At 69.2% G+C, this 25,134-nt stretch carries 19 protein-coding genes; 11 read left to right on the top strand and 8 right to left on the bottom strand.

Features of this window, described 5'->3' with window-relative positions; translation table 11 throughout:
* Positions 1 to 95 precede the first annotated feature (95 nt).
* Positions 96 to 2,372, bottom strand: coding sequence for a transglycosylase domain-containing protein (locus tag SGLAU_RS16720; RefSeq protein WP_043502372.1), 2,277 nt, complete (start codon positions 2,370 to 2,372; stop codon positions 96 to 98).
* 741 nt (positions 2,373 to 3,113) lie between these two features.
* Between SGLAU_RS16720 and SGLAU_RS16725 the strand changes: the two genes are divergently transcribed.
* From SGLAU_RS16725 to SGLAU_RS16740, 4 genes are all read left to right on the top strand, one after another.
* Positions 3,114 to 3,797 carry a PadR family transcriptional regulator gene (locus tag SGLAU_RS16725; protein ID WP_043502373.1) on the top strand — a complete coding sequence of 228 codons (684 nt, stop codon included), beginning with the start codon at positions 3,114 to 3,116 and terminating at the stop codon, positions 3,795 to 3,797.
* 45 nt (positions 3,798 to 3,842) lie between these two features.
* Positions 3,843 to 4,925 carry an inositol-3-phosphate synthase gene (locus tag SGLAU_RS16730; protein ID WP_043502374.1) on the top strand — a complete coding sequence of 361 codons (1,083 nt, stop codon included), beginning with the start codon at positions 3,843 to 3,845 and terminating at the stop codon, positions 4,923 to 4,925.
* Positions 4,926 to 5,021: 96 nt separating this feature from the next.
* On the top strand, positions 5,022 to 6,299 hold the full coding sequence (locus SGLAU_RS16735) for an MFS transporter (protein WP_043502376.1): 1,278 nt from the start codon (positions 5,022 to 5,024) through the stop codon (positions 6,297 to 6,299).
* A 121-nt stretch (positions 6,300 to 6,420) separates the two neighbouring features.
* The gene (locus tag SGLAU_RS16740; RefSeq protein WP_043502377.1) at positions 6,421 to 6,930 is read left to right on the top strand and encodes a hypothetical protein; all 510 of its coding nucleotides are present in this window, start codon (positions 6,421 to 6,423) and stop codon (positions 6,928 to 6,930) included.
* A 121-nt stretch (positions 6,931 to 7,051) separates the two neighbouring features.
* Here SGLAU_RS16740 and SGLAU_RS16745 read toward each other — a convergent pair whose 3' ends face one another.
* Complete coding sequence (locus SGLAU_RS16745; protein WP_043502378.1) at positions 7,052 to 8,491, bottom strand: CCA tRNA nucleotidyltransferase; 1,440 nt, start codon at positions 8,489 to 8,491, stop codon at positions 7,052 to 7,054.
* A 196-nt stretch (positions 8,492 to 8,687) separates the two neighbouring features.
* Between SGLAU_RS16745 and SGLAU_RS16750 the strand changes: the two genes are divergently transcribed.
* From SGLAU_RS16750 to trxA, 7 genes are all read left to right on the top strand, one after another.
* On the top strand, positions 8,688 to 11,093 hold the full coding sequence (locus tag SGLAU_RS16750) for a DUF6049 family protein (protein ID WP_043502380.1): 2,406 nt from the start codon (positions 8,688 to 8,690) through the stop codon (positions 11,091 to 11,093).
* 44 nt (positions 11,094 to 11,137) lie between these two features.
* Positions 11,138 to 13,423 (top strand): murein biosynthesis integral membrane protein MurJ, encoded by a 2,286-nt coding sequence (gene murJ / locus SGLAU_RS16755; protein WP_043502381.1) that lies wholly within the window; start codon positions 11,138 to 11,140, stop codon positions 13,421 to 13,423.
* A gap of 138 nt (positions 13,424 to 13,561) precedes the next feature.
* Positions 13,562 to 15,289, top strand: coding sequence for a protein kinase family protein (locus SGLAU_RS16760; RefSeq protein ID WP_043502382.1), 1,728 nt, complete (start codon positions 13,562 to 13,564; stop codon positions 15,287 to 15,289).
* Between the two features lie 573 nt (positions 15,290 to 15,862).
* Complete coding sequence (sigM, locus tag SGLAU_RS16765) at positions 15,863 to 16,612, top strand: RNA polymerase sigma factor SigM (RefSeq protein WP_043502384.1); 750 nt, start codon at positions 15,863 to 15,865, stop codon at positions 16,610 to 16,612.
* On the top strand, positions 16,609 to 17,592 hold the full coding sequence (locus SGLAU_RS16770) for a membrane protein (RefSeq protein ID WP_043502386.1): 984 nt from the start codon (positions 16,609 to 16,611) through the stop codon (positions 17,590 to 17,592). The genes sigM and SGLAU_RS16770 overlap by 4 nt, the downstream gene beginning before the upstream one ends.
* Positions 17,593 to 17,767: 175 nt before the next feature.
* Positions 17,768 to 18,739: a thioredoxin-disulfide reductase gene (gene trxB, locus SGLAU_RS16775; RefSeq protein WP_043502388.1), complete on the top strand. Its 972-nt coding sequence runs from the start codon at positions 17,768 to 17,770 to the stop codon at positions 18,737 to 18,739.
* Positions 18,740 to 18,780: 41 nt separating this feature from the next.
* Entirely contained in the window at positions 18,781 to 19,113 is a 333-nt protein-coding gene (gene trxA, locus SGLAU_RS16780; protein WP_043502390.1) for a thioredoxin, read from the top strand.
* Between the two features lie 110 nt (positions 19,114 to 19,223).
* Here the strand turns inward: trxA and SGLAU_RS16785 are convergent, their stop codons facing one another.
* From SGLAU_RS16785 to yidC, 6 genes are all read right to left on the bottom strand, one after another.
* Positions 19,224 to 19,841, bottom strand: a complete 618-nt coding sequence (locus SGLAU_RS16785) for a GNAT family N-acetyltransferase (protein ID WP_043502392.1) — start codon at positions 19,839 to 19,841, stop codon at positions 19,224 to 19,226.
* Between the two features lie 162 nt (positions 19,842 to 20,003).
* Positions 20,004 to 21,128 (bottom strand): ParB/RepB/Spo0J family partition protein, encoded by a 1,125-nt coding sequence (locus tag SGLAU_RS16790; RefSeq protein ID WP_043502393.1) that lies wholly within the window; start codon positions 21,126 to 21,128, stop codon positions 20,004 to 20,006.
* Positions 21,125 to 22,198 carry a ParA family protein gene (locus SGLAU_RS16795; RefSeq protein WP_078958057.1) on the bottom strand — a complete coding sequence of 358 codons (1,074 nt, stop codon included), beginning with the start codon at positions 22,196 to 22,198 and terminating at the stop codon, positions 21,125 to 21,127. The genes SGLAU_RS16790 and SGLAU_RS16795 overlap by 4 nt, the downstream gene beginning before the upstream one ends.
* A 302-nt stretch (positions 22,199 to 22,500) precedes the next feature.
* The gene (gene rsmG, locus SGLAU_RS16800) at positions 22,501 to 23,217 is read right to left on the bottom strand and encodes a 16S rRNA (guanine(527)-N(7))-methyltransferase RsmG (RefSeq protein ID WP_043502397.1); all 717 of its coding nucleotides are present in this window, start codon (positions 23,215 to 23,217) and stop codon (positions 22,501 to 22,503) included.
* A 117-nt stretch (positions 23,218 to 23,334) separates the two neighbouring features.
* Positions 23,335 to 23,847, bottom strand: a complete 513-nt coding sequence (locus SGLAU_RS16805; protein ID WP_043502400.1) for a protein jag — start codon at positions 23,845 to 23,847, stop codon at positions 23,335 to 23,337.
* 15 nt (positions 23,848 to 23,862) lie between these two features.
* The gene (yidC, locus tag SGLAU_RS16810; RefSeq protein ID WP_043502402.1) at positions 23,863 to 25,131 is read right to left on the bottom strand and encodes a membrane protein insertase YidC; all 1,269 of its coding nucleotides are present in this window, start codon (positions 25,129 to 25,131) and stop codon (positions 23,863 to 23,865) included.
* Between the last annotated feature and the right edge of the window lie 3 nt (positions 25,132 to 25,134).

The following is a 25,134-nucleotide window of genomic DNA, read 5'->3' on the forward strand; positions in this document are numbered from 1 at the left end:
GAAGAGGAAAGTGCCCCTGTTTCACGTGAAACACTTCGTTTCACGTGAAACAGGGGCACTCCCGTCACGGCCAGAAGGAGCCGTGACCGTCGGCCTCACTCGCCGTCCGGGCCTCCGAAGATGCCTCCGTTGCCGTTTCCGCCGTTGCCGTTCCCGTTGTCGGACGTCTCCGAGGTGCTGGGTGAGGGACTCACCTCGTCCTCACCGCCGTCACCGCCGCCGTTGTCCCCGCCGCCGCTGTCGTTGCACCAGCCGAAGGCACAGCTCTCGCTCGCCGACGGGGTGGGCGTGGGCTCGGGCGCGGACGTGGTGGGCGTCGGGCTGGGCTCCTCGGTCTCGGTCTCGGTGGGCTTGACGGTCACCGAAGGCGTCGGAGACGGAACGCCGGCCTGGTCGAAGACCTCGCCGATCGGAGTGGGCTCCGGGAACCCGGGGTCGGGCTTGCCCTTCAGCGCCGCCTTCATGTACTCGGTCCACACCGAGGTCGGGATGTCACCACCGTGGATGGAGTCGTCGCCGGCCGTGCCGTTCATGGAGAGCAGCTCATGGCTCTTCGGGTTCTCGCGGAACATCGCGACCGCGGTGGACAGCTGCTGGGTGTAGCCGACGAACCACGCGGACTTGTTCTCGTCGGTGGTACCCGTCTTGCCGGCCGCCGTCCGCCCCAGAGCCTTGGCGTTCTTGCCCGTACCGTTCTCGATGACGTTCTCGAGGACCTTCGTGACGTTGTTGGCCACGTTCTCCGGCATCGCCTGCGCGACCTTCGGCTTCTCGAAGCCGGGCACGGGCTGGCCGCTGTGCTTGACCTCCTTCACCGAGTACGGATCGGCCTGCTTGCCGGATGCCGCGAAGGTCGCGTAGGAGTCGGCCATGCGGATCGCGCTGGGCGTCGAGGTGCCGAGCGCGAACGACGGGTTGATGTCGGAGAAGCTCTGCTTGAGGATGCCGGTCCCCTCGGCGACCTGGGCCACCTTCTCCATGCCGACATCGACGCCGAGCTGCACGAACGGCGTGTTCACGGACTGCTCCATCGCCTTGTGCAGGCTGATGTAGCCCCAGGGGTAGTCGCTCTCGTTCTCCTGGTAGAAGAGCGAGTTGTCCTTCTTGAGGTAGTAGCTGCCGTCGGGCTTCTGGACCTTCAGGTGGTCGTTGCCGTTGTACTTGCTCATCGGCGAGACCCCGACGCCGTCGCTCTTGTACGTGCCGTACTGCATGGCCGCGGCGAGCACGTACGGCTTCCACGTCGAACCGACGGGGACACCGGCGGTGTCCGCGTTGTTGTTGAAGTGGCCGTTCTCGTAGCCCGCTCCGCCGTACAGGGCGACGATCGCGCCGTCGTTGGGCTTCACCGAGGCGGCACCGAACTGGACGTGCTTGTCCAGCTCCCGCTTCTCCGGGTCGAGGCGCTCCTTCTCGATCTTCTTGACGGCCTTGGCCAGGGCGTCGACCTTGTCCTTCTCGAAGGTCGTGTAGATCTGGTAGCCGCCCTGGTCGAACTGGGCCTCCGTGATCTCCGAGTGGGACAGCACGTACTTCTTGGCGGTGTCGACCAGGTAGCTGACCTGGCCGCTCATGCCCTTGATCGCCTTGCGGCCCTGGGGCTCGGGGTACGCGCTGACGGCCTTCTGGTAGTCGGCGTCCGAGAGATGGCCGTCCTTGTTCATCTCGCCGAGGATCCAGCGCCACCGCTTCTCGGAGCGCTCCCGGTTGGCGGTCGGGGTCGCCGACTTGTCGAGGTTCTCGTTGCCGGCCGGGTCGTAATACGTCGGGCCCTTCAGCAGCGCCGCGAGGAAGGCGCACTCGCTCGCGTCGAGGTCCTCCGCGTCCTTGCCGTAGTAGGTCTGGGCGGCGGCCTGGATGCCGTACGCGCCCCGGCCGTAGTACGAGGTGTTGAGGTAGCCCTGCAGGATCTCGTTCTTGTCGAGCTTCGTCCCCACCTTGATCGAGATGAACATCTCCTTGAACTTCCGGGAGACGGTCTGCTCCTGGCTCAGGTAGGTGTTCTTGACGAACTGCTGGGTGATCGTCGAACCGCCCTGCGTGTCACCGCCCGTCGCCATGTTGGCCAGGGCGCGGGCGATGCCCATGGGGTCGACGCCGGAGTCGTCGTAGAACGTCTTGTTCTCGGCGGAGATCACCGCCCACTGCATGTCCTTGGGGATCTGCTCGATGGTGACGTTCTGCCGGTTCTCGCCGGAGCCGGTGGCCACCATCTGGGTGCCGTCCGCCCAGTAGTAGACGTTGTTCTGCGACAGCGCGGCGGCGTTCTCCTCGCTGGGGACGCTGACCATCGCGTAGCCGATGCCGGCGATGGCGACCAGGCTGCCGAGGAAGCCGAGGAAGAGACCGGAGACCAGCTTCCACGAGGGCATCCAGCGCTGCCAGCCGTACTTGCCGGCGCGCGGGTAGTCGATGATCCGCTTGCGGTCGGAGGCGGTGGTCCGCCCCCGGCCTCGCCCGGGCCCGGTCGGACCGCCGGGACCACGCCGCCCGTTGTCGGCCGCCCGACGGCGGCTCCCACTGCTCCGCTGGGCCGCGCGTCGGGCCTCGGCGCGGCCGCCGTACGGCCGCTCCTCCCCTCCCGGCCCGGCGAAACCCGACCCATAGGTGTCGGAAGGAGACCCGGTGGCGCCTCGCGGTGCCGCTCGGCGGCCGGAGGCAGAGCCGGACTGGCCGCGTCGGGCCGCGGCACGTCCGCCTTCCTGCGGCTGCGGCGGTTTGCGACGGTGCTCGCTCATCGAACGACTACTCCTCGGGCAGGCGCACCCTTGCGCGCCTGGAAACGGCGGCTGGTTTCCGGTCCCCCCGAAGTACGGACGCGGTCGGTCCCGCATTCACCCGTACTGCACCAGGGACGAGGACGCCCCCGGACGCAACTCGGTTCCCGGTGGTGTGCATGCCGCACAGACTACGCAGCGGCAAAACCCGCCTAGCTCCGAAGTTCACCTCAAACCAGGCAACTCGCGTCCCACGAATCGGTGATGTGACGCCGTTCACGATTCCCCCTCTTGTAGCAGGACAGGGGCCGTTCTATCGTGCTGATGTATCGAGTCGATACATCAGCACGACATAAAGACCGTGACAGGCACGACCGCGGAAGAGGGGAGGCGACCATGAGCCGGCGTTCCGGGATCCTTGAGTTCGCCGTACTCGGCCTGCTCCGCGAATCCCCCATGCACGGCTATGAGCTGCGCAAACGACTCAATACGTCACTGGGTGTGTTCCGCGCGTTCAGCTACGGGACCCTCTACCCCTGCCTCAAGACGCTGGTCGCCAACGGCTGGTTGATCGAGGAACCGGGTCATACAGCCGAGGAGGCGCCGGCCGCCCCGCTCGCGGGCCGACGCGCCAAGATCGTCTACCGGTTGACGGCAGAGGGTAAGGAGCACTTCGAACAGCTGCTCTCGCAGACCGGCCCCGACGCGTACGAGGACGAGAGTTTCGCCGCGCGGTTCGCCTTCTTCGGTCAGACCTCGCGCGATGTACGCATGCGCGTGCTGGAGGGCCGTCGCAGCCGGCTGGAGGAGCGTCTGGAGAAGATGCGCGCCTCCCTGGCGCGCACCCGAGAGCGCCTCGACGACTACACCCTCGAGCTCCAGCGCCACGGAATGGAGTCCGTGGAGCGCGAAGTGCGCTGGCTGAACGAGCTCATCGAGAGCGAGCGGGCCGGGCGGGACCTTCACGGGTCCGCCTCCGGGGAGCCCGCCCAGCAGGACACCACATCTGGAGCGACGGGCGGCCTGCCCCGGCCCGGGGACGACACCCGGCCGGATACGCCCGACGACACCGCCACGTGAGACCCCCGTCAGGGCCTCACCGAGTACACACAGGGAGCAACCGGAATGGGTTCGGTTCGCGTAGCCATCGTCGGCGTCGGCAACTGCGCCGCGTCACTGGTGCAGGGAGTCGAGTACTACAAGGACGCCGACCCGGCGTCCAAGGTCCCCGGCCTGATGCACGTGCAGTTCGGCGAGTACCACGTCCGTGACGTGGAGTTCGTCGCCGCGTTCGATGTCGACGCGAAGAAGGTCGGCCTCGACCTCGCGGACGCCATCGGCGCCTCCGAGAACAACACCATCAAGATCTGCGACGTGCCCAACACGGGCGTGACCGTCCAGCGCGGCCACACCCTCGACGGCCTCGGCAAGTACTACCGCCAGACCATCGAGGAGTCCGCCGAGGAGCCGGTCGACGTCGTCCAGGTCCTCAAGGACAAGCAGGTCGACGTCCTCGTCTGCTACCTGCCCGTCGGCTCCGAGGACGCGGCGAAGTTCTACGCCCAGTGCGCCATCGACGCCAAGGTCGCCTTCGTCAACGCCCTCCCGGTCTTCATCGCCGGCACCAAGGAGTGGGCGGACAAGTTCACCGAGGCGGGCGTGCCGATCGTCGGTGACGACATCAAGTCCCAGGTCGGCGCCACCATCACGCACCGCGTGATGGCGAAGCTGTTCGAGGACCGCGGTGTCATCCTGGACCGCACGATGCAGCTGAACGTCGGCGGCAACATGGACTTCAAGAACATGCTCGAGCGCGAGCGCCTGGAGTCCAAGAAGATCTCCAAGACGCAGGCCGTCACCTCGCAGATCCCCGACCGTGAGCTCGGCGAGAAGAACGTCCACATCGGCCCGTCCGACTACGTCGCGTGGCTCGACGACCGCAAGTGGGCCTACGTCCGCCTCGAGGGCCGTGCCTTCGGTGACGTCCCGCTGAACCTGGAGTACAAGCTCGAGGTCTGGGACTCCCCGAACTCCGCGGGTGTCATCATCGACGCCCTGCGCGCCGCGAAGATCGCCAAGGACCGCGGCATCGGCGGCCCGATCCTGTCGGCCTCGTCGTACTTCATGAAGTCCCCGCCGGTGCAGTACTTCGACGACGTGGCCCGTGAGAACGTCGAGAAGTTCATCAAGGGCGAGGTCGAGCGCTAAGCGCGACACGGCGCCGCGCACCGGCCCCCTGTGGGTCGCCGAGGGTCCCCGAGGGCATTGCCGTCGGGGACCCTCCCCATGTGTGAGGCTGACCCCATGGCCGTCGTACGCGATCTAGGGGTCCTGCTCCGCTTCCGCAACTTCCGGCGGCTGCTCGCCGTACGACTGCTCTCCCAGGGCGCCGACGGTGTCTACCAGGTCGGCCTCGCCACCTACGTCGTCTTCTCCCCCGAGAGGCAGACCTCGCCCGCCGCGATCGCCTCCGCCATGGCGGTCCTGCTGCTGCCGTACTCCCTGGTGGGCCCCTTCGCCGGGGTCCTGCTCGACCGCTGGCGCCGGCGGCAGGTCTTCGTCCACGGCAACCTGCTGCGCGCCCTGCTGGCCACGGCGACGGCGCTGCTGATGACCGCTCACGTCCCGGACTGGCTCTTCTACGTCTCCGCCCTGTGCGTCACCGCGGTCAACCGCTTCGTGCTCTCGGGTCTGTCCGCCTCGCTGCCCCGTGTGGTGGACGCCGACCGGCTGGTCGTCGCCAACTCGCTCTCCCCGACCGCCGGGACGCTGGCCGCGACCGCGGGCGGTGGCCTCGCCTTCGTCGTCCGGCTGGCCGTGTCCGAGTCCGACGCCACGGTGGTGCTGCTGGGGGCCGTGCTGTACCTGTGCGGGGCCGCGGCGGCCCTGCGGATGCCACGGGAGCTGCTCGGCCCGGATCCCGCCCTGATACGACCGCGGTTGACCGAGGCGCTCGCCGGGGTCCTCCACGACCTCACGGCGGGCGTACGCCATCTCGCCGCACCCTCACGCCGTGAAGCCGCCCGGGCACTGGCGTCGATGACGCTGATGCGGTTCTGCTACGGCGCCCTCATGGTCATGCTGCTGATGCTCTGCCGGTACGCGCTGACCTCCGGCCCGGACGACGGCCTGGCCCTGCTGGGCCTCGCGCTGGGGGTGTCCGGGGCCGGATTCTTCGTCGCGGCCGTACTGACGCCCTGGGCCGCCGGACGGCTCGGCCCCGGCGCCTGGATCGCGGTCTGCGCGGGAGCGGCGGCCGTACTCGAACCGGCCCTGGGGCTGCCCTTCGCCACCGGACCGCTGCTCGTGGCCGCCTTCGTGCTGGGGCTGACCACCCAGGGCGCGAAGATCGCCACGGACACCGTCGTGCAGTCCTGCGTCGAGGACGGTTTCCGCGGCCGCACGTTCTCCGTCTACGACGTTCTGTTCAACGTGTCCTTCGTCGCCGCGGCCGGGGTGGCCGCACTGATCCTGCCGCCCGACGGCCGCTCGCCGGCGCTGGTGCTCGGAGTGGCCGGAATCTACGGGGCGGTTGCGGTGGCTATGGCCCGCTTTGCGCGTCGGCGAGTGTCACATCAGTGACACAGACCGGCTCCCGGGCGCTGTGCTGTCAGTGGGGCCCGCTACCTTACGGGGGTCTTATCCGATCTTTATGTGCGTCGTTCCACCGCGTCACGCACCCAGCTTCTAGGGGGACCCCCAAGTGACCACTCCGCCGCCCCAGGGCAACCCGTTCGCACAGGGCCAGCCGCAGGGCCAGCCGCAGGGGCAGAACCCCTTCGCGCAGGGCCAGCCGCAGGCCCCCTACGGCCAGCAGCCCGGTTTCCCGCAGCAGGGTGGCGCACCCTTCGCCCCCGCCCCGGCGCCGCGGCGCAAGCTGAGCTTCAAGACCATCAAGAACATCGTCATCGTGATCGCGGTGGGCACCGCGGTCATCGGTGGTTTCATAGCCAGCCGGGACGACGCCAACACCGCGGCCGTCGGCGACTGCATGCACCGTGGCAGCAGCGACGACAACAACCCGGACCTGGAGGTCGTCGACTGCAAGGACTCCAAGGCCGAGTTCGTCGTGCTGGCCAAGGTCGAGGGGAGCTTCACCTCGCTGACCGCCGAGTCCAAGTGCGCCGCGGAGGCCAAGGACTTCCAGTACTCGTACACCGAGTCCGGTGACGGCAGCGACTTCCTGCTCTGCCTGAAGGACTACACGAAGTAGGGCAGACCGCGAGAAGGGCGATGTTTCACGTGGAACATCGCCCTTCTTCATACCCGCGCAAGGGCCGTGCGCCGTGTACAGAAGCCGCGTTTCACGTGAAACACGGCCACACGCCCGGCGCTCAGCTCTGCGCGGCCCACCACTCCTTGAGCGCCGCGACCGCCTCGTCGTGCGCCATCGGCCCGTTCTCCAGCCGGAGCTCCAGCATGTGCTTGTAGGCCTGCCCCACCTCGGGGCCCGGCTTGATGCCGAGGACCTCCATGATCTGGTTGCCGTCGAGGTCGGGGCGGATGGAGTCCAGCTCCTCCTGCTCCTTCAGCTGGGCGATGCGCTCCTCCAGACCGTCGTACGCCCGGGACAGCGCGGCCGCCTTGCGCTTGTTCCGGGTCGTGCAGTCGGAGCGGGTCAGCTTGTGCAGCCGCTCCAGGAGGGGACCCGCGTCCCGGACGTAGCGACGCACCGCGGAGTCGGTCCACTCACCGGTGCCGTAGCCGTGGAAGCGCAGATGCAGCTCCACCAGCCGGGAAACGTCCTTGACCAGTTCGTTGGAGTACTTCAGCGCGGTCATGCGCTTCTTGGTCATCTTCGCCCCGACCACCTCGTGGTGATGGAACGAGACCCTGCCGTCCTTCTCGAAGCGCCGGGTGCGCGGCTTGCCGATGTCGTGCAGGAGCGCGGCCAGCCGGAGGGTCAGGTCCGGGCCGTCGTGCTCCAGCGCGATCGCCTGTTCCAGGACGATCAGGGTGTGCTCGTAGACGTCCTTGTGCCGGTGGTGCTCGTCGCTCTCCAGGCGCAGGGCCGGCAGCTCGGGCAGCACGCGCTGGGCCAGCCCGGTGTCGACCAGCAGGGTCAGCCCCTTGCGCGGGTGGGCGGAGAGGATCAGCTTGTTCAGCTCGTCCCGCACCCGCTCCGCCGAGACGATCTCGATCCGCTCGGCCATCTCCGTCATCGCCGTGACGACCTCGGGGGCCACCTCGAAATCGAGCTGGGCCGCGAAACGAGCGGCCCGCATCATCCGCAGCGGGTCGTCCGAGAAGGACTCCTCGGGCGTGCCTGGGGTGCGCAGCACTCGTGCCGCGAGGTCGTGGAGACCGTTGTGCGGATCGATGAACTCGTTCTGCGGCAGTGCCACCGCCATCGCGTTCACGGTGAAGTCACGCCGGACGAGGTCCTCCTCGATGGAGTCGCCGTACGAGACCTCCGGCTTGCGCGAGGTCCGGTCGTAGGCCTCCGACCGGTAGGTGGTCACCTCGATCTGATAGCCGTCCTTCTGGGCGCCGACCGTGCCGAACGCGATGCCGACGTCCCAGACGGCGTCCGCCCACGGCCGCACGATCTTCAGGACGTCCTCGGGGCGGGCGTCGGTCGTGAAGTCCAGGTCGTTGCCGAGCCGGCCGAGCAGCGCGTCCCGCACCGAGCCACCGACCAGGGCGAGTGAGAACCCGGCCTCCTGGAAGCGGCGGGCGAGGTCGTCGGCGACAGGGGCGACGCGCAGCGGTTCGGTCACCGTGCGGTGCTCCCGGTCGAGGGCGCTGGGGGTTTCTTCGTTGGCGTTCGGCACAACAGAAGAGGGTACGTGGCCGGGACGGCCCCGGGCGCCCGGATCGGGCCCACCCACCGGCGCTCGGCGGGGGCGGCGGCCCGGAGTCGCCCGATCTTGTGGAGCAGTCCGCGGCACTTCCCCTCAGCGCGCCTCGTTACCATGCGGGGACGCACATTCCGACGACCACTGACGACGACGAGGGACGGGCGAGCGCGTGGCCGAGGCGGCAGACATCCAGGGGACGTGTCCCTCACCTGCCCGCCGGTGGCTGCTGCGCGCCGGAGCACTGCTGGCGGGGGCGCCCCTGCTGGCCGGCCTGTGCCAGCTTCCCGCCGCACCGGCCGCGGACGCCGTGGGCCGGACCTCGGCGAAGGCCGCTTCGGAGTCCCGCACGGTGGCCGTCGCCCTCGACTCGTTCAGCCCCGCCGTCCCCACGGACGGCGACACCGTGACCGTCTCGGGCACCGTGACCAACAAGGGCAAGGAGACGATCACCGACGCCGAGGTGGACCTCCACGTCGGCCCCGAACTGACCACCCGTTCGGACATCGACTCCGCCGCCAGGAACACCGGCTATGTCCCGGGGGCCGACGGCACCGAGGTGGGCGGGGACCACACCCAGGTGTTCCCCCGGCTCATCCCGGGCGTCCCCGAACGCTTCAGCATCTCCGTCCCGGTCGACGACCTGGATCTCGGCGACGACGGCGTCTACCAGTTGGGGGTCTCTCTGACCGGTGAGACCGCCGCACAGCCGTGGGGACGGGTGCTGGGATTCCAGCGGACGTTCCTGCCCTGGCAGCCCGACGAGGCCAAGCCGAAGACGAAGACGACGTTCCTTTGGCCGCTGATCTCCACGGCCCGCGTCACGGCGGAGACGGGCTCGAACGAGCAGCAGACGCCCGTCTTCCTCGATGACGACCTCGCTGAGGAGATCGCCCCGGGCGGCCGGCTGGCGCAGATGCTGGCACTCGGCAAGGACCTCGACGTCACCTGGGTGATCGACCCGGACCTGCTGGCCTCCGTCGACGCGATGACGCGCGGCTACGAGGTGCAGGACGGCGACGACACCAGGCCGGGGCGCCAGCAGGCGGTCGCCAAGCAGTGGCTCGCCGAGTTGCAGAAGGCGGTGGCCGGCAAGGAAGTCGTCGCGCTGCCCTTCGCCGACCCGGACCTCGCGTCCCTCGCCCACAACGGCACGGACGTCACCGGCTCGCTCAGCCAGTACAAGGCCGCCACGGATGTCGCCGCCCTCACCGTGGAGTCGATCCTCCACGTGAAACCGAGCACCGACTTCGCCTGGCCCGTCGAGGGGGCGGTCGACCCGTCGATCGTGAAGGTCGCCACCTCCGCGGGAGCCGACCGGGTGATCGCACGCAGCGACAGCCTCAAGGAGACCGGCGGGCTGCCGTACACGCCGTCCGCGGCGCGCCCCATCGGCGGGGGCACCACCGCGGTGGTCGCGGACGCCCGGCTCTCCACGGCCTTCGAGGGGGATCTGACCAGGGCGTCGGCCAGTACGCTCGCCGTTCAGCGGTTCCTCGCCCAGAGCCTCGCGCTGAACCTCCAGACGGGCAAGCAGCGCAGCATCGTCGTGGCCCCGCAGCGCATGCCGACCGCGAGCCAGGCCCGGGCGATGGCGGAGGCGATCACGGCCCTCCAGGGCGGCACCTGGACGCAGGCCCAGGAGCTGACCACCGCCGCCGAGGCCGAGCCCGACCCCGAGGCCACCACGGACGTCCCGCCCGCCTCGTCCTACCCGCGCGCGCTGCGCAAGCAGGAGCTGCCGCGCGAGGCCTTCGAGCAGATCGCGCGCACGCAGGCCAAGCTCGACGACTTCAAGGTCATCCTCACCTTCCCGTCACGCGTGGTGACCCCCTTCGGACGGGCCATAAACCGTGAGATGTCCACGTCGTGGCACGGCCGGCCCGCGGAGGCGCGTGGCTACCGCGACGGGGTGGAGGACTACCTCAAGGACCTGACCGAACAGGTCAAGCTGGTCCAGAAGTCCGAGACCAAGCTGTCCGGCCGCAGCGCCACCATCCCGGTGAGCGTGCAGAACAACCTTGTGCAGGGCGTCGACCACCTGGTCCTGCGGCTCACCTCCACCAGTCCCACCCGGCTGGAGATCGGCGGCGACGCCTACTACGAGCAGCCCGTCTCCGTCTCCGGCGGACACAGTCAGTCGGTGAAGTTCGCCACGTCCGCCAACGCCAACGGCCGGGTGGCCGTGGTCGCCCAGCTCTTCACGAAGGACGGCAAGCCGTACGGGGAGGCCGTCCAGTTCGATGTGAAGGTCACCGAGATCACCGCCACCGTGATGCTGGTGATCGGCGGCGGTGTCCTCCTGCTGGTCCTCGCCGGCTTCCGGATGTACACCCAGCGCAAGCGGGCAGCCGCCCGGGCGGCCGAGGCGGAGAGCCAGGACCGGGACGGCACCACGGCGGACGCCGACCGCCCCGCCGGCACGCCGGAGAACCCGGACGCCCCCGAGGGGCGCTCCGAGGAGGAGTCCGCCACCCGGGCCGGGGCAGGCGACCCCGAGCAGCCGAGTGACCCGCTACCGGACACCGCAGCGGAAAGCGCCGACCCGTCCGGCACGGGTGAGAGAGTGGACCGTTGAGGATGTCGTGGCCGGTCGGCCCGGGACGATGAGGTGGGGCAAGCATGAACGCGCCGTACGACGGTGACCGCGGCCAGGCCGCGGGCAGCTCGGGCTACCCCGAGGGCCCGCCGCCCGAGCACGGCCAGGTGCCGCCGCAGCACCCGGCGGACATGTACCTCCAGGACGCCTACGACCAGGACCCGTACCGGGCGCAGGACCTCACCGCGCAGGACCCGGTCGGCGAGGCGCTCTACGACCGTGCCGCGCACCCCCCGCCGCCGCCGGGCACGTACCCGCCGCCGGGGCCGCTGTACGCGCAGCCGCCGCAGTCGCCGTACGCCCCCGACCCCACCGTGTGGGCGCAGCCCCCGGCACCCGAGCCGGACGGCGCCACCCAGTACCTGCCGTACGGCGACGACCCGCGCACCACCCAGTACGTGGGCGTCGACGACCTGGTCACCCAGGCGGCCGAGGAACGCCCCGAGCACGACGCCTTCGCCCACCTCTTCCGCGACCAGCAGCAGGCCGGGCTCCGCCCGCCCATGGAGCACCCCGGGGTGCCCGGACCGGCCGCCGCACCCGGTCACGGCCAGGGCCCGGTCCCGCAGTACGGACCGCCCGGGCAGTACCAGGCACCCGCGGAGCACTACGAGGTGCCCGGGCAGCAGGAAGCCGAACCCCCCGCTCCGGCGCCCGCCGCGCCCGCCCAGAAGAAGGGGGGCCGCGCCGCCGGACTGCTGAAGTCGAGCGCCGTGATGGCGGCGGGCACGATGGTCTCCCGCCTCACCGGCTTCATCCGCTCCGCGATGATCGTCTCGGCGCTGGGCCTGATGCTCCTCGGCGAGTCCTTCCAGGTGGCCTACCAGCTGCCGACCATGATCTACATCCTGACCGTCGGCGGCGGCCTCAACTCGGTCTTCGTCCCGCAGCTCGTGCGGGCCATGAAGGACGATGAGGACGGCGGCGAGGCCTACGCCAACCGGCTGCTGACCCTGGTGATGGTGGCGCTCGGCGTCCTGACCGCCCTCGCCATGCTCGGCGCCCCCTTCCTGGTGCGCGCCCTGTCCAACCCGCTGGCCTCGGACCCCGCCGCGTTCGACGTCGCCGTCACCTTCACCCGCTACTTCCTGCCCTCGATCTTCTTCATGGGCATCCACGTGGTGATGGGCCAGATCCTCAACGCACGCGGCCGCTTCGGCGCGATGATGTGGACCCCGGTCCTGAACAACATCGTCATCATCGTGACCCTGGGCCTGTTCCTGTGGGTGTACGGCACCGCCGAGCACTCCGGCATGACCGTGCAGAACATCCCGCAGGAGGGCGTCCGCCTGCTGGGCATCGGCATCCTGCTCGGCCTCGTCGTCCAGGCCCTCGCGATGATCCCGTACCTGCGCGAGACCGGCTTCAGGCTGCGGCTGCGGTTCGACTGGAAGGGTCACGGCCTCGGCAAGGCCGCGATGCTCGCCAAGTGGACGATCCTGTTCGTCCTCGCCAACCAGGCGGGCGCCCTGGTCGTCACCCAGCTGGCCACCGCCTCGGTCGTGGACACCAAGATCGACGGCACCGGATTCAGCGCCTACGCCAACGCCCAGCTCATCTGGGGCCTGCCCCAGGCCATCATCACCGTCTCCCTCATGGCCGCGCTGCTGCCGCGCATCTCCCGCTCGGCCGCCGAGAACGACACCGGCGCGGTCCGCGACGACATCTCCCAGGGCCTGCGCACGACCGCCGTCGCGATCGTCCCGCTCGCCTTCGGCTTCGTCGCCCTCGGCGTCCCGATGTGCACCCTGATCTTCGGCTCCTCCGGCTCCACGGCCGCCACGAACATGGGGTACATGCTGATGGCCTTCGGCCTCGGCCTGATCCCGTACTCCGTGCAGTACGTCGTGCTGCGCGCCTTCTACGCCTACGAGGACACCCGCACCCCCTTCTACAACACGGTCATCGTGGCCGCGGTCAACGCGGGCGCGTCCGCGCTCTGCTACCTGCTGCTGCCCGCCCGCTGGGCGGTCGTCGGCATGGCCGCCTCCTACGGCCTGGCCTACGTCACCGGCGTCGGCGTCGCCTGGCGCCGGCTGCGCAAGCGGCTGGGCGGCGACCTGGACGGCTCGCGCGTGCTGCGGACCTACGCCCGGCTGAGCATCGCCTCGGTGCCGGCGGCGCTGCTGAGCGGCGCGGCCTGCTACGGCATCACCCAGGCCCTCGGCCAAGGGGTCGTCGGCTCGTTCGCGGCACTGCTGGCCGGCGGGGCCGTACTGCTGGGGATCTTCTACTTCGCGGCCCGCCGGATGCGGATCGAGGAACTGAACTCGCTGGTCGGCATGGTCCGCGGCCGTCTGGGCCGCTGAAACGGGGGGCAGGCGCACAACCTTCGTCCGCCATCGCGTGTCGTGCATAGCGGCGGACTGTGGGCACAATTGGTTTCGGCGTCGGACGGCGCGCACGGGGTCGTACGGCGCGCAATGGATGGGGAGGCAGGAACGACGGTGGCGGAACGAAGCACAGCTGCCGTCGACGTGGCAGACAACAGCGGCGAGAAGTCGCTGACCGCCAAGGCGGACCAGGCGGACCAGTCCACGGCCGACGGGGTGGCCCAGAAGCGGGAGCGGGACACGGAACACAACGAGGCGCAGGGGAGTGGCGGGACGGAAGGTCCCGGGAGGAAGGCCTCGCCGCCTGAGCTGCACAGCGGCCACAAGCTCGCCAGACGCTACCGGCTGGAGGACTGCGTCACCCGCCTGGACGGTTTCAGCAGCTGGCGCGCGGTCGACGAGAAACTCCGCCGCGCCGTCGGCGTCCACGTCCTGCCCGCCGACCACACCCGTGCCCGTGCCGTCCTCGCCGCGGCCCGCTCCTCCGCATTGCTCGGTGACCCCCGCTTCGTCCAGGTCCTCGACGCCGTCGAGGAGAACGACCTCGTGTACGTGGTGCACGAGTGGCTGCCCGACGCCACCGAACTGACCACCCTGCTCTCCGCCGGGCCACTGGAGCCGCACGACGCGTACCAGATGGTCAGCCAGCTCTCCTCGGCCATGGCCGCCGCGCACCGCGAGGGCCTGGCCCATCTCCGCCTGAACCCCAACGCCGTACTGCGCACCTCCACCGGGCAGTGGCGTATCCGTGGCCTGGCCGTGAACGCCGCCCTGCGTGGCATCGTCTCGGACACCCCGCAGCGCGCAGACACGGAAGCCATCGGCGCCCTGCTGTACGCCGCCCTCACACAGCGCTGGCCGTACGAGAACGACGCCCACGGCCTGTCCGGGCTGCCCAAGGACATCGGGCTGATCCCCCCGGACCAGGTGCGCGCCGGTGTCCACCGCGGCCTGTCCGAGCTCGCCATGCGCGCGCTCGCCAACGACGGCGCGACCGCCTCCCGCCACGAGTCCCCCTGCACCACGCCGGAAGAGCTGGTCAAGGCGGTCGGCGAGATGCCCCGCATCCGCCCGCCGGAGCCGGCGTTCACCGCGCCGCCGGAATACCAGCGCACGACCTACCAGCAGGGCACGTACGGCCGCACGACGCCGCACCCGGGCGTCACCCAGCCGGTCCCGACCCCGCCGCCCCCGTTGCAGAGCCGCACCGGCAAGGCACTGAAGTGGGCCGTGTCGGCACTGCTCATCGCGGCGCTGGGCCTGGGCAGCTGGCAGCTCGCGGACGCCCTGATGGACCAGGGGAGCGAACCGAAGACGCCGGCGCCCTCCCCCGCTGCCGTCGGCGACGAGAAGCCGGCGGCTCCCAAGAAGCTGACGATCCAGGGAGCCGTGGAGTACTACCCGGACGGGTCTCCTCAGGACGCCGATGGTGTCGCGAACACGTACGACGAGGACAGCACGTCGTACTGGCGCACCAAGAGCTACTTCGAGGGGCCCGAACTCGCGCCCTTCAAGCAGGGTGTCGGCATCATGTACGACCTGGGCGCGGATGAGGACGTCTCCAGCGCCTCCATCTCCCTGCGGCACACGGGGGACCACACCACCCTCACGATGTACGCAGCGGATGAGCTTTCCTCATCCGCCCCTCTGGAGTCCATGACGAAGATCGCCACGGCGGAAGCCACGGGCCCCGTGGCGAAACTGCAGTCCAAGAAGCCGGTCAAGACACGGTACGTACTGATCTGGCTCACGGCCGCGCCCTACGCCGAGGGCGACCAGTTCAGCGGATCCGGATACAAGCAGGCGATAACGGACGTGTCCTTTTTCGGCACCAGCAGATAGCCGTACCCGGCACCCCTGAGAGGCTGGGCGTCGCACCACCGCACGACGCCCAGTCAGAGGAAACGCCTCCGTCTCATTGTTCTTCCCCGTATGCGGACGCTCTGCTGTACGCCTGAGCGAAGTGCTTCTGTATGCGCGAGAAATTCTCGCTGTGACGCTCGATATGAGCCGTCTGCAGTTCCGTCTCGACGGACAGGAGAACGCTGGGGAGCCGGGACTTGATTGTGCGGTTCACGTCTTTTCACTCCCTCACGGCCTACGGCACACGGGGATCTCATACGGCGTCGAGGAAGGGTCGGGCGTGGCGTCTCAGCAGTTCGACCCCGTCGTTCCGCTCCTGTGTGGGCACCTCTGCAGCCACGGCGAGTGCCGTCGAATGTACCGGAGAGTCGCCTAGGACCAGCTTCTTCTTCACAGATTATTCCCGCTCGATAAAGAACAGATCACTCACCATTGGCGTGATCATTCCGAAGGCAAGATCGGTCGCCGAGGATCGTCCGTATATAGAGGCCTTGCTCCCGGCCATCGGGCTCGTCTACTTTTGATACTCGACCAGCTCGGATGTTTCCAGGAATGTTCACGGGGAGGGGGATCGTGCCGTCTGCGGCGGACGACAGTCATCCGGCTACGGACGAGGCTCTTCTGGCCCGACACGTCGCCGGTGATCCCGACGCCTTCGGTGAGCTCGTCCGCCGCCACCGCGATCGGCTCTGGGCCGTCGCGCTGCGTACCCTCGGTGACCGGGAGGAGGCGGCCGACGCGGTGCAGGACGCCCTCGTCTCCGCCTTCCGCGCCGCCCACACCTTCCAGGGCAAGTCGGCGGTCACGACCTGGCTGCACCGGATCACGGTGAACGCGTGCCTGGACCGCGTCCGCAAGGCCGCCTCCCGCAGGACCGCGCCGGTCGACGACGCGGAGCGCCTGGAGCAGCTGCTGGAGCCGCACGAGTCGGCCTCGGAGCCGGCGGAGCGCAACGACCTGCACCGCCAGCTCCTGGAGGCGCTCGGCACGCTCCCGCCCGACCAGCGGGCGGCGCTCGTCCTGGTCGACATGCAGGGCTATCCCGTCGCTGAGGCCGGCCGCATCCTCGGTGTGCCGACCGGGACGGTGAAGAGCCGCTGCGCGCGCGGCAGGGCGAGGCTCCTGCCGCTGCTCACGCACCTCCGGCCGGGAGGCGCCGGTTCCGGCACTCCACCGGGTGAAGGACGGAACCGGACCGAGGGGACATCCGTCCCACCGGCAGCGGGGTCACTCGATGCGGCCCCGCAGGATGCCGGGCCGAGCGATTCAGCTGCTGTGAAGGGCGGAGGTGGGCGAGCGTGACATCCACGACGGACACGGCCGGGCACCCGGACGTCACCGAGATCTCCGACTTCACCGAAGGCCTGCTTCCCCAGGCCCGCTCCACCGACGTGCGACGGCATCTGGACGAGTGTGCGGTGTGCGCGGACGTCCACGCCTCGCTGGAGGAGATCCGGGGCCTGCTGGGCACGCTGCCGGGGCCCCCACGGATGCCGGCCGATGTCGCGGGCCGGATCGATGCCGCGCTGGCTGCGGAGGCGCTGCTGAACGCCTCGTCGCCCGAGCCGGGCGAGCTGCCCGAACCGTCCGGGGAGGGCGCGGAGGAGAGCGAGGAGAGCGGCGCGGGTGAGCCGGCGGCTGCTCACCCAGCCGCTTCGCACGCGACCGGCGCGGGTACGCATGTTTCACGTGAAACATCGGCCACCGCCGACCGCCCGGCCGGGCGAGCGCGTGTCTCCTCCACCGGCCCGGGCCGCAAGCAACGTCCGGGTCGCAGGCTCGGCGGCCGCCGCCGAGCTGCCGTGCTGGGCGCTGTCCTCTCGGCCGCCGCCCTGGGACTGGGCTCCGTGCTGTGGATGTCACTGGGCGGTACGCAGACGAACACGCCGGCCCAGGAGCGGCGGAACACCGCCGCGGACACCTTCTCCGAGGGGCGGCTGGAAGCGCAGGTCGGAGACCTCCTCGCTCAGGAGCCGCACACCAGGAAGGGCTCCCGCACTCCGGGAGGGGGCGTGGAGTCCGCCCCCGGCTCGGACGGACCCCGGGTTCTGCAGCAGCCCGCCGTCGAGGTTCCCGAGTGTGTCCAGCGGGGCATCGGACGCGACGAGCAGGCACTCGCGACCGAGAAAGGCGTCTACGAAGGGACGGAAGTCCTCCTCGTCGTCCTGCCCGAGACCTCCGACCCCGCCCGGGTGACCGCCTACATCGTCCAGTCGACATGTGTGGAGCAGCCGTCGGCGGGCGCGGCGAAGGTGCTGCTGAAGCGCACCTACGGACGCTGAGGTTTCGCTCCGCGCGTCGCCCCGTGTCGGACGGCCGTCTCACAGAGCGATCACCCGCCCGTGTGCCCGGTCCCGGCGGGAATGCGCGACCCTTAGGATCCGTTGGGTGGGGTGAGAGTTCTGGAAGGAGCTCCCACCGGTCAAACGACGCAGTCCAGAGACGAGGAATCAAGCCGTGAGCGACGTCCGTAACGTGATCATCATCGGCTCCGGGCCCGCCGGCTACACGGCGGCGCTGTACACCGCACGCGCGTCGCTGAAGCCACTGGTCTTCGAGGGCGCCGTCACCGCCGGCGGTGCGCTGATGAACACCACGGAGGTGGAGAACTTCCCGGGCTTCCAGGACGGCATCATGGGACCCGAGCTCATGGACAACATGCGCGCCCAGGCCGAGCGCTTCGGTGCCGAGCTGGTGCCCGACGACATCGTCTCCGTCGACCTGACCGGTGAGATCAAGACCGTCACCGACACCGCCGGGACCGTCCACCGCGCCAAGGCCGTCATCGTCGCCACCGGCTCCCAGCACCGCAAGCTGGGCCTGCCCAACGAGGACGCCCTGTCCGGCCGCGGTGTCTCCTGGTGCGCCACCTGCGACGGCTTCTTCTTCAAGGACCAGGACATCGCCGTGATCGGCGGCGGCGACACCGCGATGGAGGAGGCCACCTTCCTGTCGCGCTTCGCCAAGTCCGTGACGATCGTCCACCGCCGGGACACCCTGCGTGCCTCCAAGGCCATGCAGGAGCGCGCCTTCGCCGACCCGAAGATCAAGTTCGTCTGGGACAGCGAGGTCGCCGAGATCCAGGGCGACCAGAAGCTGGCCGGGCTGAAGCTGCGCAACCTCAAGACCGGCGAGCTCTCGGACCTGCCGGTGACCGGCCTGTTCATCGCGATCGGCCACGACCCGCGCACCGAGCTGTTCAAGGGCCAGCTCGACCTGGACGAAGAGGGCTACCTGAAGGTGAACGCCCCTTCCACCCGGACGAACGTGACCGGTGTCTTCGGCGCCGGTGACGTGGTGGACCACACCTACCGTCAGGCGATCACCGCAGCCGGCACCGGCTGCTCCGCCGCTCTCGACGCCGAGCGCTTCCTCGCTGCCATCGCGGACAACGAGCAGAAGGCCGAGCCCGAGAAGACCACTGTCTGAGACCCCATCCGCCCCACGCATCATCAGTTAAGGAGCCCGCCGTGGCCGGCACCCTCAAGAACGTGACCGACGATTCCTTCGAGCAGGACGTCCTCAAGAGCGACAAGCCCGTCCTGGTGGACTTCTGGGCCGCCTGGTGCGGTCCGTGCCGCCAGATCGCGCCGTCCCTCGAGGCGATCGCCGCCGAGCACGGCGACAAGATCGAGATCGTCAAGCTGAACATCGACGAGAACCCGGGTACGGCGGCCAAGTACGGCGTCATGTCGATCCCGACCCTGAACGTCTACCAGGGCGGCGAGGTCGCCAAGACCATCGTCGGCGCGAAGCCGAAGGCCGCGATCCTCCGCGACCTCGCGGACTTCATCGCCGAGTGACCTCGCAGGGAAACGAGCGGCGTTTCACGTGAAACACGAAGGGGCCGACCCGGAAGGGTCGGCCCCTTCGCATGGCCCCCGGTGAACGGATGTGTTCCGCGAAGTCCGCCTCACAGCGGCCGCAGGGCCGGTTCCTTCTGCACCGCCCCCAGCAGCCGGTCCAGTGCCATCTCGACGTCTTCCTTCCAGGAGACAGTCGTCCTCAGCTCCAGCCGCATCCGTGGGTGGGTGGGGTGCTGCCGGACCGTCTTGAAGCCCACGGCAAGTAGGTGATCGGCCGGCAGCACACAGGCCGGCTCCTTCCACCGCGCGTCGCCGAACGCTTCGATCGCCTTGAAACCCCGCCGCAGCAGGTCCTTGGCAACCGTCTGCACCATCACCCGGCCCAGTCCCTGCCCCTGGTATCCCGGCATGATGAACCCCGTGATGAGTTGCACGGCGTCGGGCGAGACCGGGCTTGTGGGAAACGCCGCAGAGCGCGGCACATAGGCCGGGGGTGCGTAGAGCACGAACCCCACGGGTACGTCGTCGACGTAGACGACCCGCCCACAGGAGCCCCAGTCCAGCAGCACGGCCGAGATCCAGGATTCCTTCTCCAGCGCGGCGACGCCCTCCTTGACCGCGGCCTCACCGCTGACCGGGTCCAGCTCCCAGAAGACACACGAGCGGCAGCGCTCGGGGAGGTCCCGCAGGTTGTCCAGTGTGAGCGGTACGAGCCGACGCCCCATGAAGGATGATCCTCGCTTCCTTCTCCGCTCCCATGACTCCCTCGATCGTATCCACGAAGCGATTCCATCGATACCGCCAAAAAGCAAAGTGCGGGCCGTGTTCCGGTACACACCGGACACGACCCGCACAGGCGGTCGGAAACAGGCGCCTGGCCCGGAGGCTCAGGCTTCCGTCTCCTCGCCGTCGTCCTCCAGCAGGCTCTTCTGCAGCACCGGCCCCTCGCCGGGGGCGAGCGTGCTGAGGATCCGCTCCAGGTCCTCCACCGAGGCGAACTCGACGGTGATCTTGCCCTTCTTCTGACCGAGGTCGACCTTGACCCGGGTCTCGAAGCGATCGGAGAGCCGGGTGGCCAGCTCGTTCAGTGCCGGAGAGACCACCGAGCCGGCCCGAGGACCCCTGGCCCGCTGCGTCGCCTGGGGCCGGGACCCCATCAGCGTCACGATCTCCTCGACGGCTCGCACGGACAACCCCTCGGCCACGATCCGGTGAGCCAGCCGGTCCTGCTCCTCCGAGTCCTCCACGGACAGCAGAGCCCGGGCATGACCGGCGGACAGCACTCCGGCTGCCACCCGACGCTGGACCGCCGGGGAGAGCTTCAGCAGCCGCAAGGTGTTGGAGACCTGCGGACGAGACCGGCCGATACGGTCCGCGAGCTGATCGTGCGTGCAGTTGAAGTCCTTCAGCAGCTGGTCGTAGGCGGCGGCCTCTTCCAGCGGGTTCAGCTGCGCACGGTGCAGGTTCTCCAGGAGGGCGTCCAGCAGGAGCTTCTCGTCCTCCGTGGCCCGCACGATCGCGGGAATCGCCTCCAGACCGGCCTCGCGGCAGGCCCGCCAGCGCCGCTCGCCCATGATCAGCTCATAGCGGCCGGCACCCAGCTGCCGCACGACGACCGGCTGGAGCAGACCGACTTCCTTGATGGAGGTGACCAGCTCGGCCAGAGCGTCCTCGTCGAAGACCTCACGCGGCTGCCGAGGATTCGGCTTGATGGCGTCCAGCGGGATCTCGGCGAAGTGGGCGCCCACGGGTGCGGGCGGCGCATCCACGGCGCCGATGACCGACGGCTCCTCGGTTTCACGTGAAACAGGCGGAAGCGTGGCCACCTTCGCGGCAGCCACCCCCCGATCACCGGTCAGCAGCGGCACCGCCGCAGGAGACGTGGAAGCAGCGCCCCCTGCGGTGCCCGTCGCGGTTCCCCCCACCGCGGCTTGGGCCGGGTTCTTCTCGGTCGGGGCCGCCGGAATCAGCGCCCCGAGACCACGGCCCAGTCCCCTCCGTCGCTCGCTCACTGAGTCCCCTCCACCATGCTCTGATCGTTCTGAGCGCCGAGGTGGGCATGCGTGCCGTCATAGCTGACGCCGACGCCCTTCAGCGCGATTTCCCGTGCCGCCTCAAGATAGGAGAGGGCACCGCTCGATCCGGGATCGTAGGTCAGTACCGTCTGCCCATAGCTCGGCGCCTCGGAGATACGGACCGAGCGCGGAATGCTCGTCCGCAGCACCTCGTCGCCGAAGTGGGTGCGCACCTCTTCCGCGACCTGGGACGCGAGCCGCGTCCGGCCGTCGTACATGGTGAGCAGAATCGTCGACACATGCAGGTGGGGGTTGAGGTGCCCCCGCACCAGGTCGACGTTGCGCAGCAGCTGGCCCAGGCCCTCCAGCGCGTAGTACTCGCACTGAATCGGGATCAGGACCTCCTGGCCCGCGACCATCGCGTTGACCGTCAGCAGTCCGAGAGAGGGCGGGCAGTCGATGAGGATGTAGTCCAGCGGCTGCTCATACGCCTGGATCGCCCGCTGGAGGCGGCTCTCGCGCGCCACCAGGGACACCAGCTCGATCTCCGCACCGGCGAGATCGATCGTGGCTGGAGCGCAGAAAAGACCTTCGACATCGACGACCGGCTGGACGACCTCCGACAGCGGCTTGCTGTCGACCAGCACGTCGTAGATCGAGGGGACTTCCGCGTGATGGTCGATGCCCAGAGCGGTGGACGCATTGCCCTGCGGGTCGAGGTCGATCACCAGGACGCGGCCACCGTGCAGAGCCAGCGAGGCGGCAAGGTTGACCGTTGTCGTCGTCTTGCCGACGCCCCCCTTCTGGTTGGCGACCACGATGACGCGGGTCTGCTCGGGCCGTGGCAGGCCCTCGCCGGCGCGGCCCAGTGCCTCCACCGCCAGCTGGGCAGCACGACCGATGGGAGTGTCGTCCATCGGAGGCGGTGTTTCACGTGAAACATCCGCTCCCGTCGACTCGGTACGGGGACCGGGGACCGGATCGGTCATCGGTCCCGCGATGTTGGCGTCGGACCGCAAGGATTCACTCTCCTCGACTTCAGGCTCGCAATGAACAGAGCCTCCCATGTCTTCGGGGTGGTGAACCAGTGAGGCCTGGTCTTCTGTGGAGAAATCCACCTCTGTGGACAACTCCGTGCCCCCTGGGCGGGGCGGGGTAGCGGAGGAAGGGGGAGCCTCGTCGAGCGAACCGAGAGGCTTACGGTCGCGGGGTTCGGCCGCAGCCCGGCCGCGGCTGATGATGCCGTGCAACAGTGAGCGACGTTTCACGTGAAACACGATGCACAGCGGCTGCGGCCGAACTGTCGCGACACTCCGTGATGCGTAGGTTGGGCAGCTTGTGTGGAGTAGGGGAATCTCGACCGGGGCGGTCAGCGACGTCGGCGCGTGCGGCCCGTCCTGGCCGCCTTGGCCCGCTTGGCCGCGAAGCGCACGCCACCGGGGCTTTCCCCGACCTCCACGCGCACGACCGTGGACATCGGATCGACGATCCCTTCGCCCACATGCAGGATCGAGGTCTCCACGGCGCCCAGCTTGCTCAGGGCGGTGGCGGCTGCCTTCAGCTCTTCCTCGGCGGTGTCGCCCTTGAGGGCCAGCATCTCGCCATAGGGGCGCAGCAGGGGAATGCCCCACGTGGCCAGCCGGTCCAGCGGCGCCACGGCACGGGCCGTCACCACGTGGACCGGGGGAAGCTTGCCCATGACCTCTTCGGCGCGGCCGCGGACCACGGTCACATGGTCCAGGCCGAGCAGTTCGACGACCTCCGTGAGGAAGTTCGTCCGCCGCAGCAACGGCTCCAGCAGGGTAATCTTCAGGTCCTCGCGGACCAGGGCGAGCGGGATGCCGGGCAGACCGGCGCCGGAGCCGACGTCGCAGACCGTCACCCCCTCGGGCACGACCTCGGAGAGCACCGCGCAGTTCAGCAGGTGCCTCTCCCACAGGCGAGGGACCTCACGCGGGCCGATGAGCCCCCGCTGCACTCCTGCCTCGGCGAGAAGCTCGGCGTACCGGACCGCATCCGCGAAGCGATCGCCGAATACGTCACGAGCATGCTCGGGAGCAGGGGGGAGCTCAGATGCCTCCGTCACGGGGACCGTCCTTCCGTACCGCATCGGCGCGTCGAGCGCCGACCTCCAGAACTACAGGCTGACAAAGTTCGGCCCCGCCTGCGCAACAGACGGGGCCGGGGCACGTACGTACCGAAATCAGTTGGGCAACACGACGACGAAGCGCTGCGGCTCCTCGCCCTCGGACTCGCTGCGCAGTCCGGCGGCCTTGACCGCGTCGTGCACGACCTTGCGCTCGAAGGGCGTCATCGGCTTCATCTTCACGGGCTCACCGCTGCTCTTCGCCTCGGCGGCGGCCTTGGCGCCCAGCTCGGACAGCTCGGAGCGCTTCCGGGCGCGGTAGCCCGCGATGTCCAGCATCAGCCGGCTGCGGTCCCCGGTCTCCCGGTGCACGGCGAGCCGGGTCAGCTCCTGGAGCGCCTCCAGGACCTCGCCGTCCCGGCCGACCAGCTTCTGCAGGTCGCGGCTGCCCGTGTCGCTGACGATCGAGACAGCGGCGCGGTCGCCCTCGACGTCCATGTCGATGTCGCCGTCGAGGTCGGCGATGTCGAGCAGACCCTCCAGGTAGTCCGCAGCGATCTCACCCTCCTGCTCCAGGCGGGTCAGGGTGTCTGCGCCCTCGGCAGCGGCGGCGGTGGTGCCTTCCGTCACGGGATGGACTCCTTCTTACTTCTTGGACGGGGACTTGGGCCGCTGCGGACCCTTGCGCTGGCCGGACTGGGCCCGGCTGCGGGCGCCTGACGACTTGGACGGCGACTTGCCGGTGGAACCCGTGGAGGTGTCGTCCCCCGGCTCGTCGGACTTGGTCAGTGACGTCTTCTCACCGCCGCCCGCCGGCTTGGGCGGGGTGGCCTGGCGCTTGGCCTTCGGCTGCCGCTTCGGCTGCTGGCGCTTGACGGCCGTGGTGGCGGTCGTACCGTCCTCGGACTCGACGACGGTGGTGGCCTCGCTCTTCACCACGGTGCCGTCGGCCTGGGCCACGAGTCCGGCCTTGCTGAGCCCGTTGATGAACTTGCGCTCGTACTCGTTGCGGTCGCGGCCCTTGGCGACGATGGCCTTCACGATGGCCCTGTCCCGGCGCCGGCTGACCTTGCCGCGGAGCGTGACGTGCTTGTGCAGTCGCTCCAGGTAGGCGGACTGGGCCTTGGAGCCCGGGGTCGGGTTGTTGTGGATGACGTACATCTGCTGGCCCATGGTCCACACGTTGGTGGTCAGCCAGTAGACGAGGACACCGACCGGGAAGTTGATGCCGAAGACGGCGAAGATGACCGGGAAGACGTACATCAGCATCTTCTGCTGCTGCATGAACGGCGTCTTCACCGTGGTGTCGACGTTCTTCGTCATCAGCTGGCGCTGCGTGTAGAACTGCGACAGCGACATCAGGACGATCATGATGGCGGTGACGACGCGCACATCGGTGATCGAGGAGCCGAGCGCTTCGACCTTGCTCGAGCTGTCGGTGAACTTGGCGGCGAGCGGCGCGCCGAAGATGTGGGCCTTCTGCGCGCTCTCCAGCAGCCGGTCGTTGATCACGCCGATGGTGTCGTTCGACGCGATGCTGTTGAGCACGTGGTACAGGGCGAAGAAGAACGGCGACTGGGCCAGGATGGGAAGGCACGAGGAGAGCGGGTTGGTGCCCGTCTCCTTGTACAGCTTCATCATCTCTTCGGACTGGCGCTGCCGGTCGTTCTTGTAGCGCTCCTGGATCTTCTTCATCTCCGGCTGGAGCGTCTGCATGGCCCGGGTCGCCTTGATCTGCTTCACGAAGAGCGGGATCAGGCAGATACGGATCAGGATCACCAGGGACACGATGGACAGGCCCCAGGCCCAGCCCGTGTCAGGGCCGAAGATCGCACCGTACAGCGAGTGGAACTGGACGATGACCCACGAGACGGGTGTGGTGATGAAGCTGAAGAGGCTGGCAATCGTGTCCACTAA

This window comes from Streptomyces glaucescens (genome assembly GCF_000761215.1).
GTDB lineage: Bacteria > Actinomycetota > Actinomycetes > Streptomycetales > Streptomycetaceae > Streptomyces > Streptomyces glaucescens_B.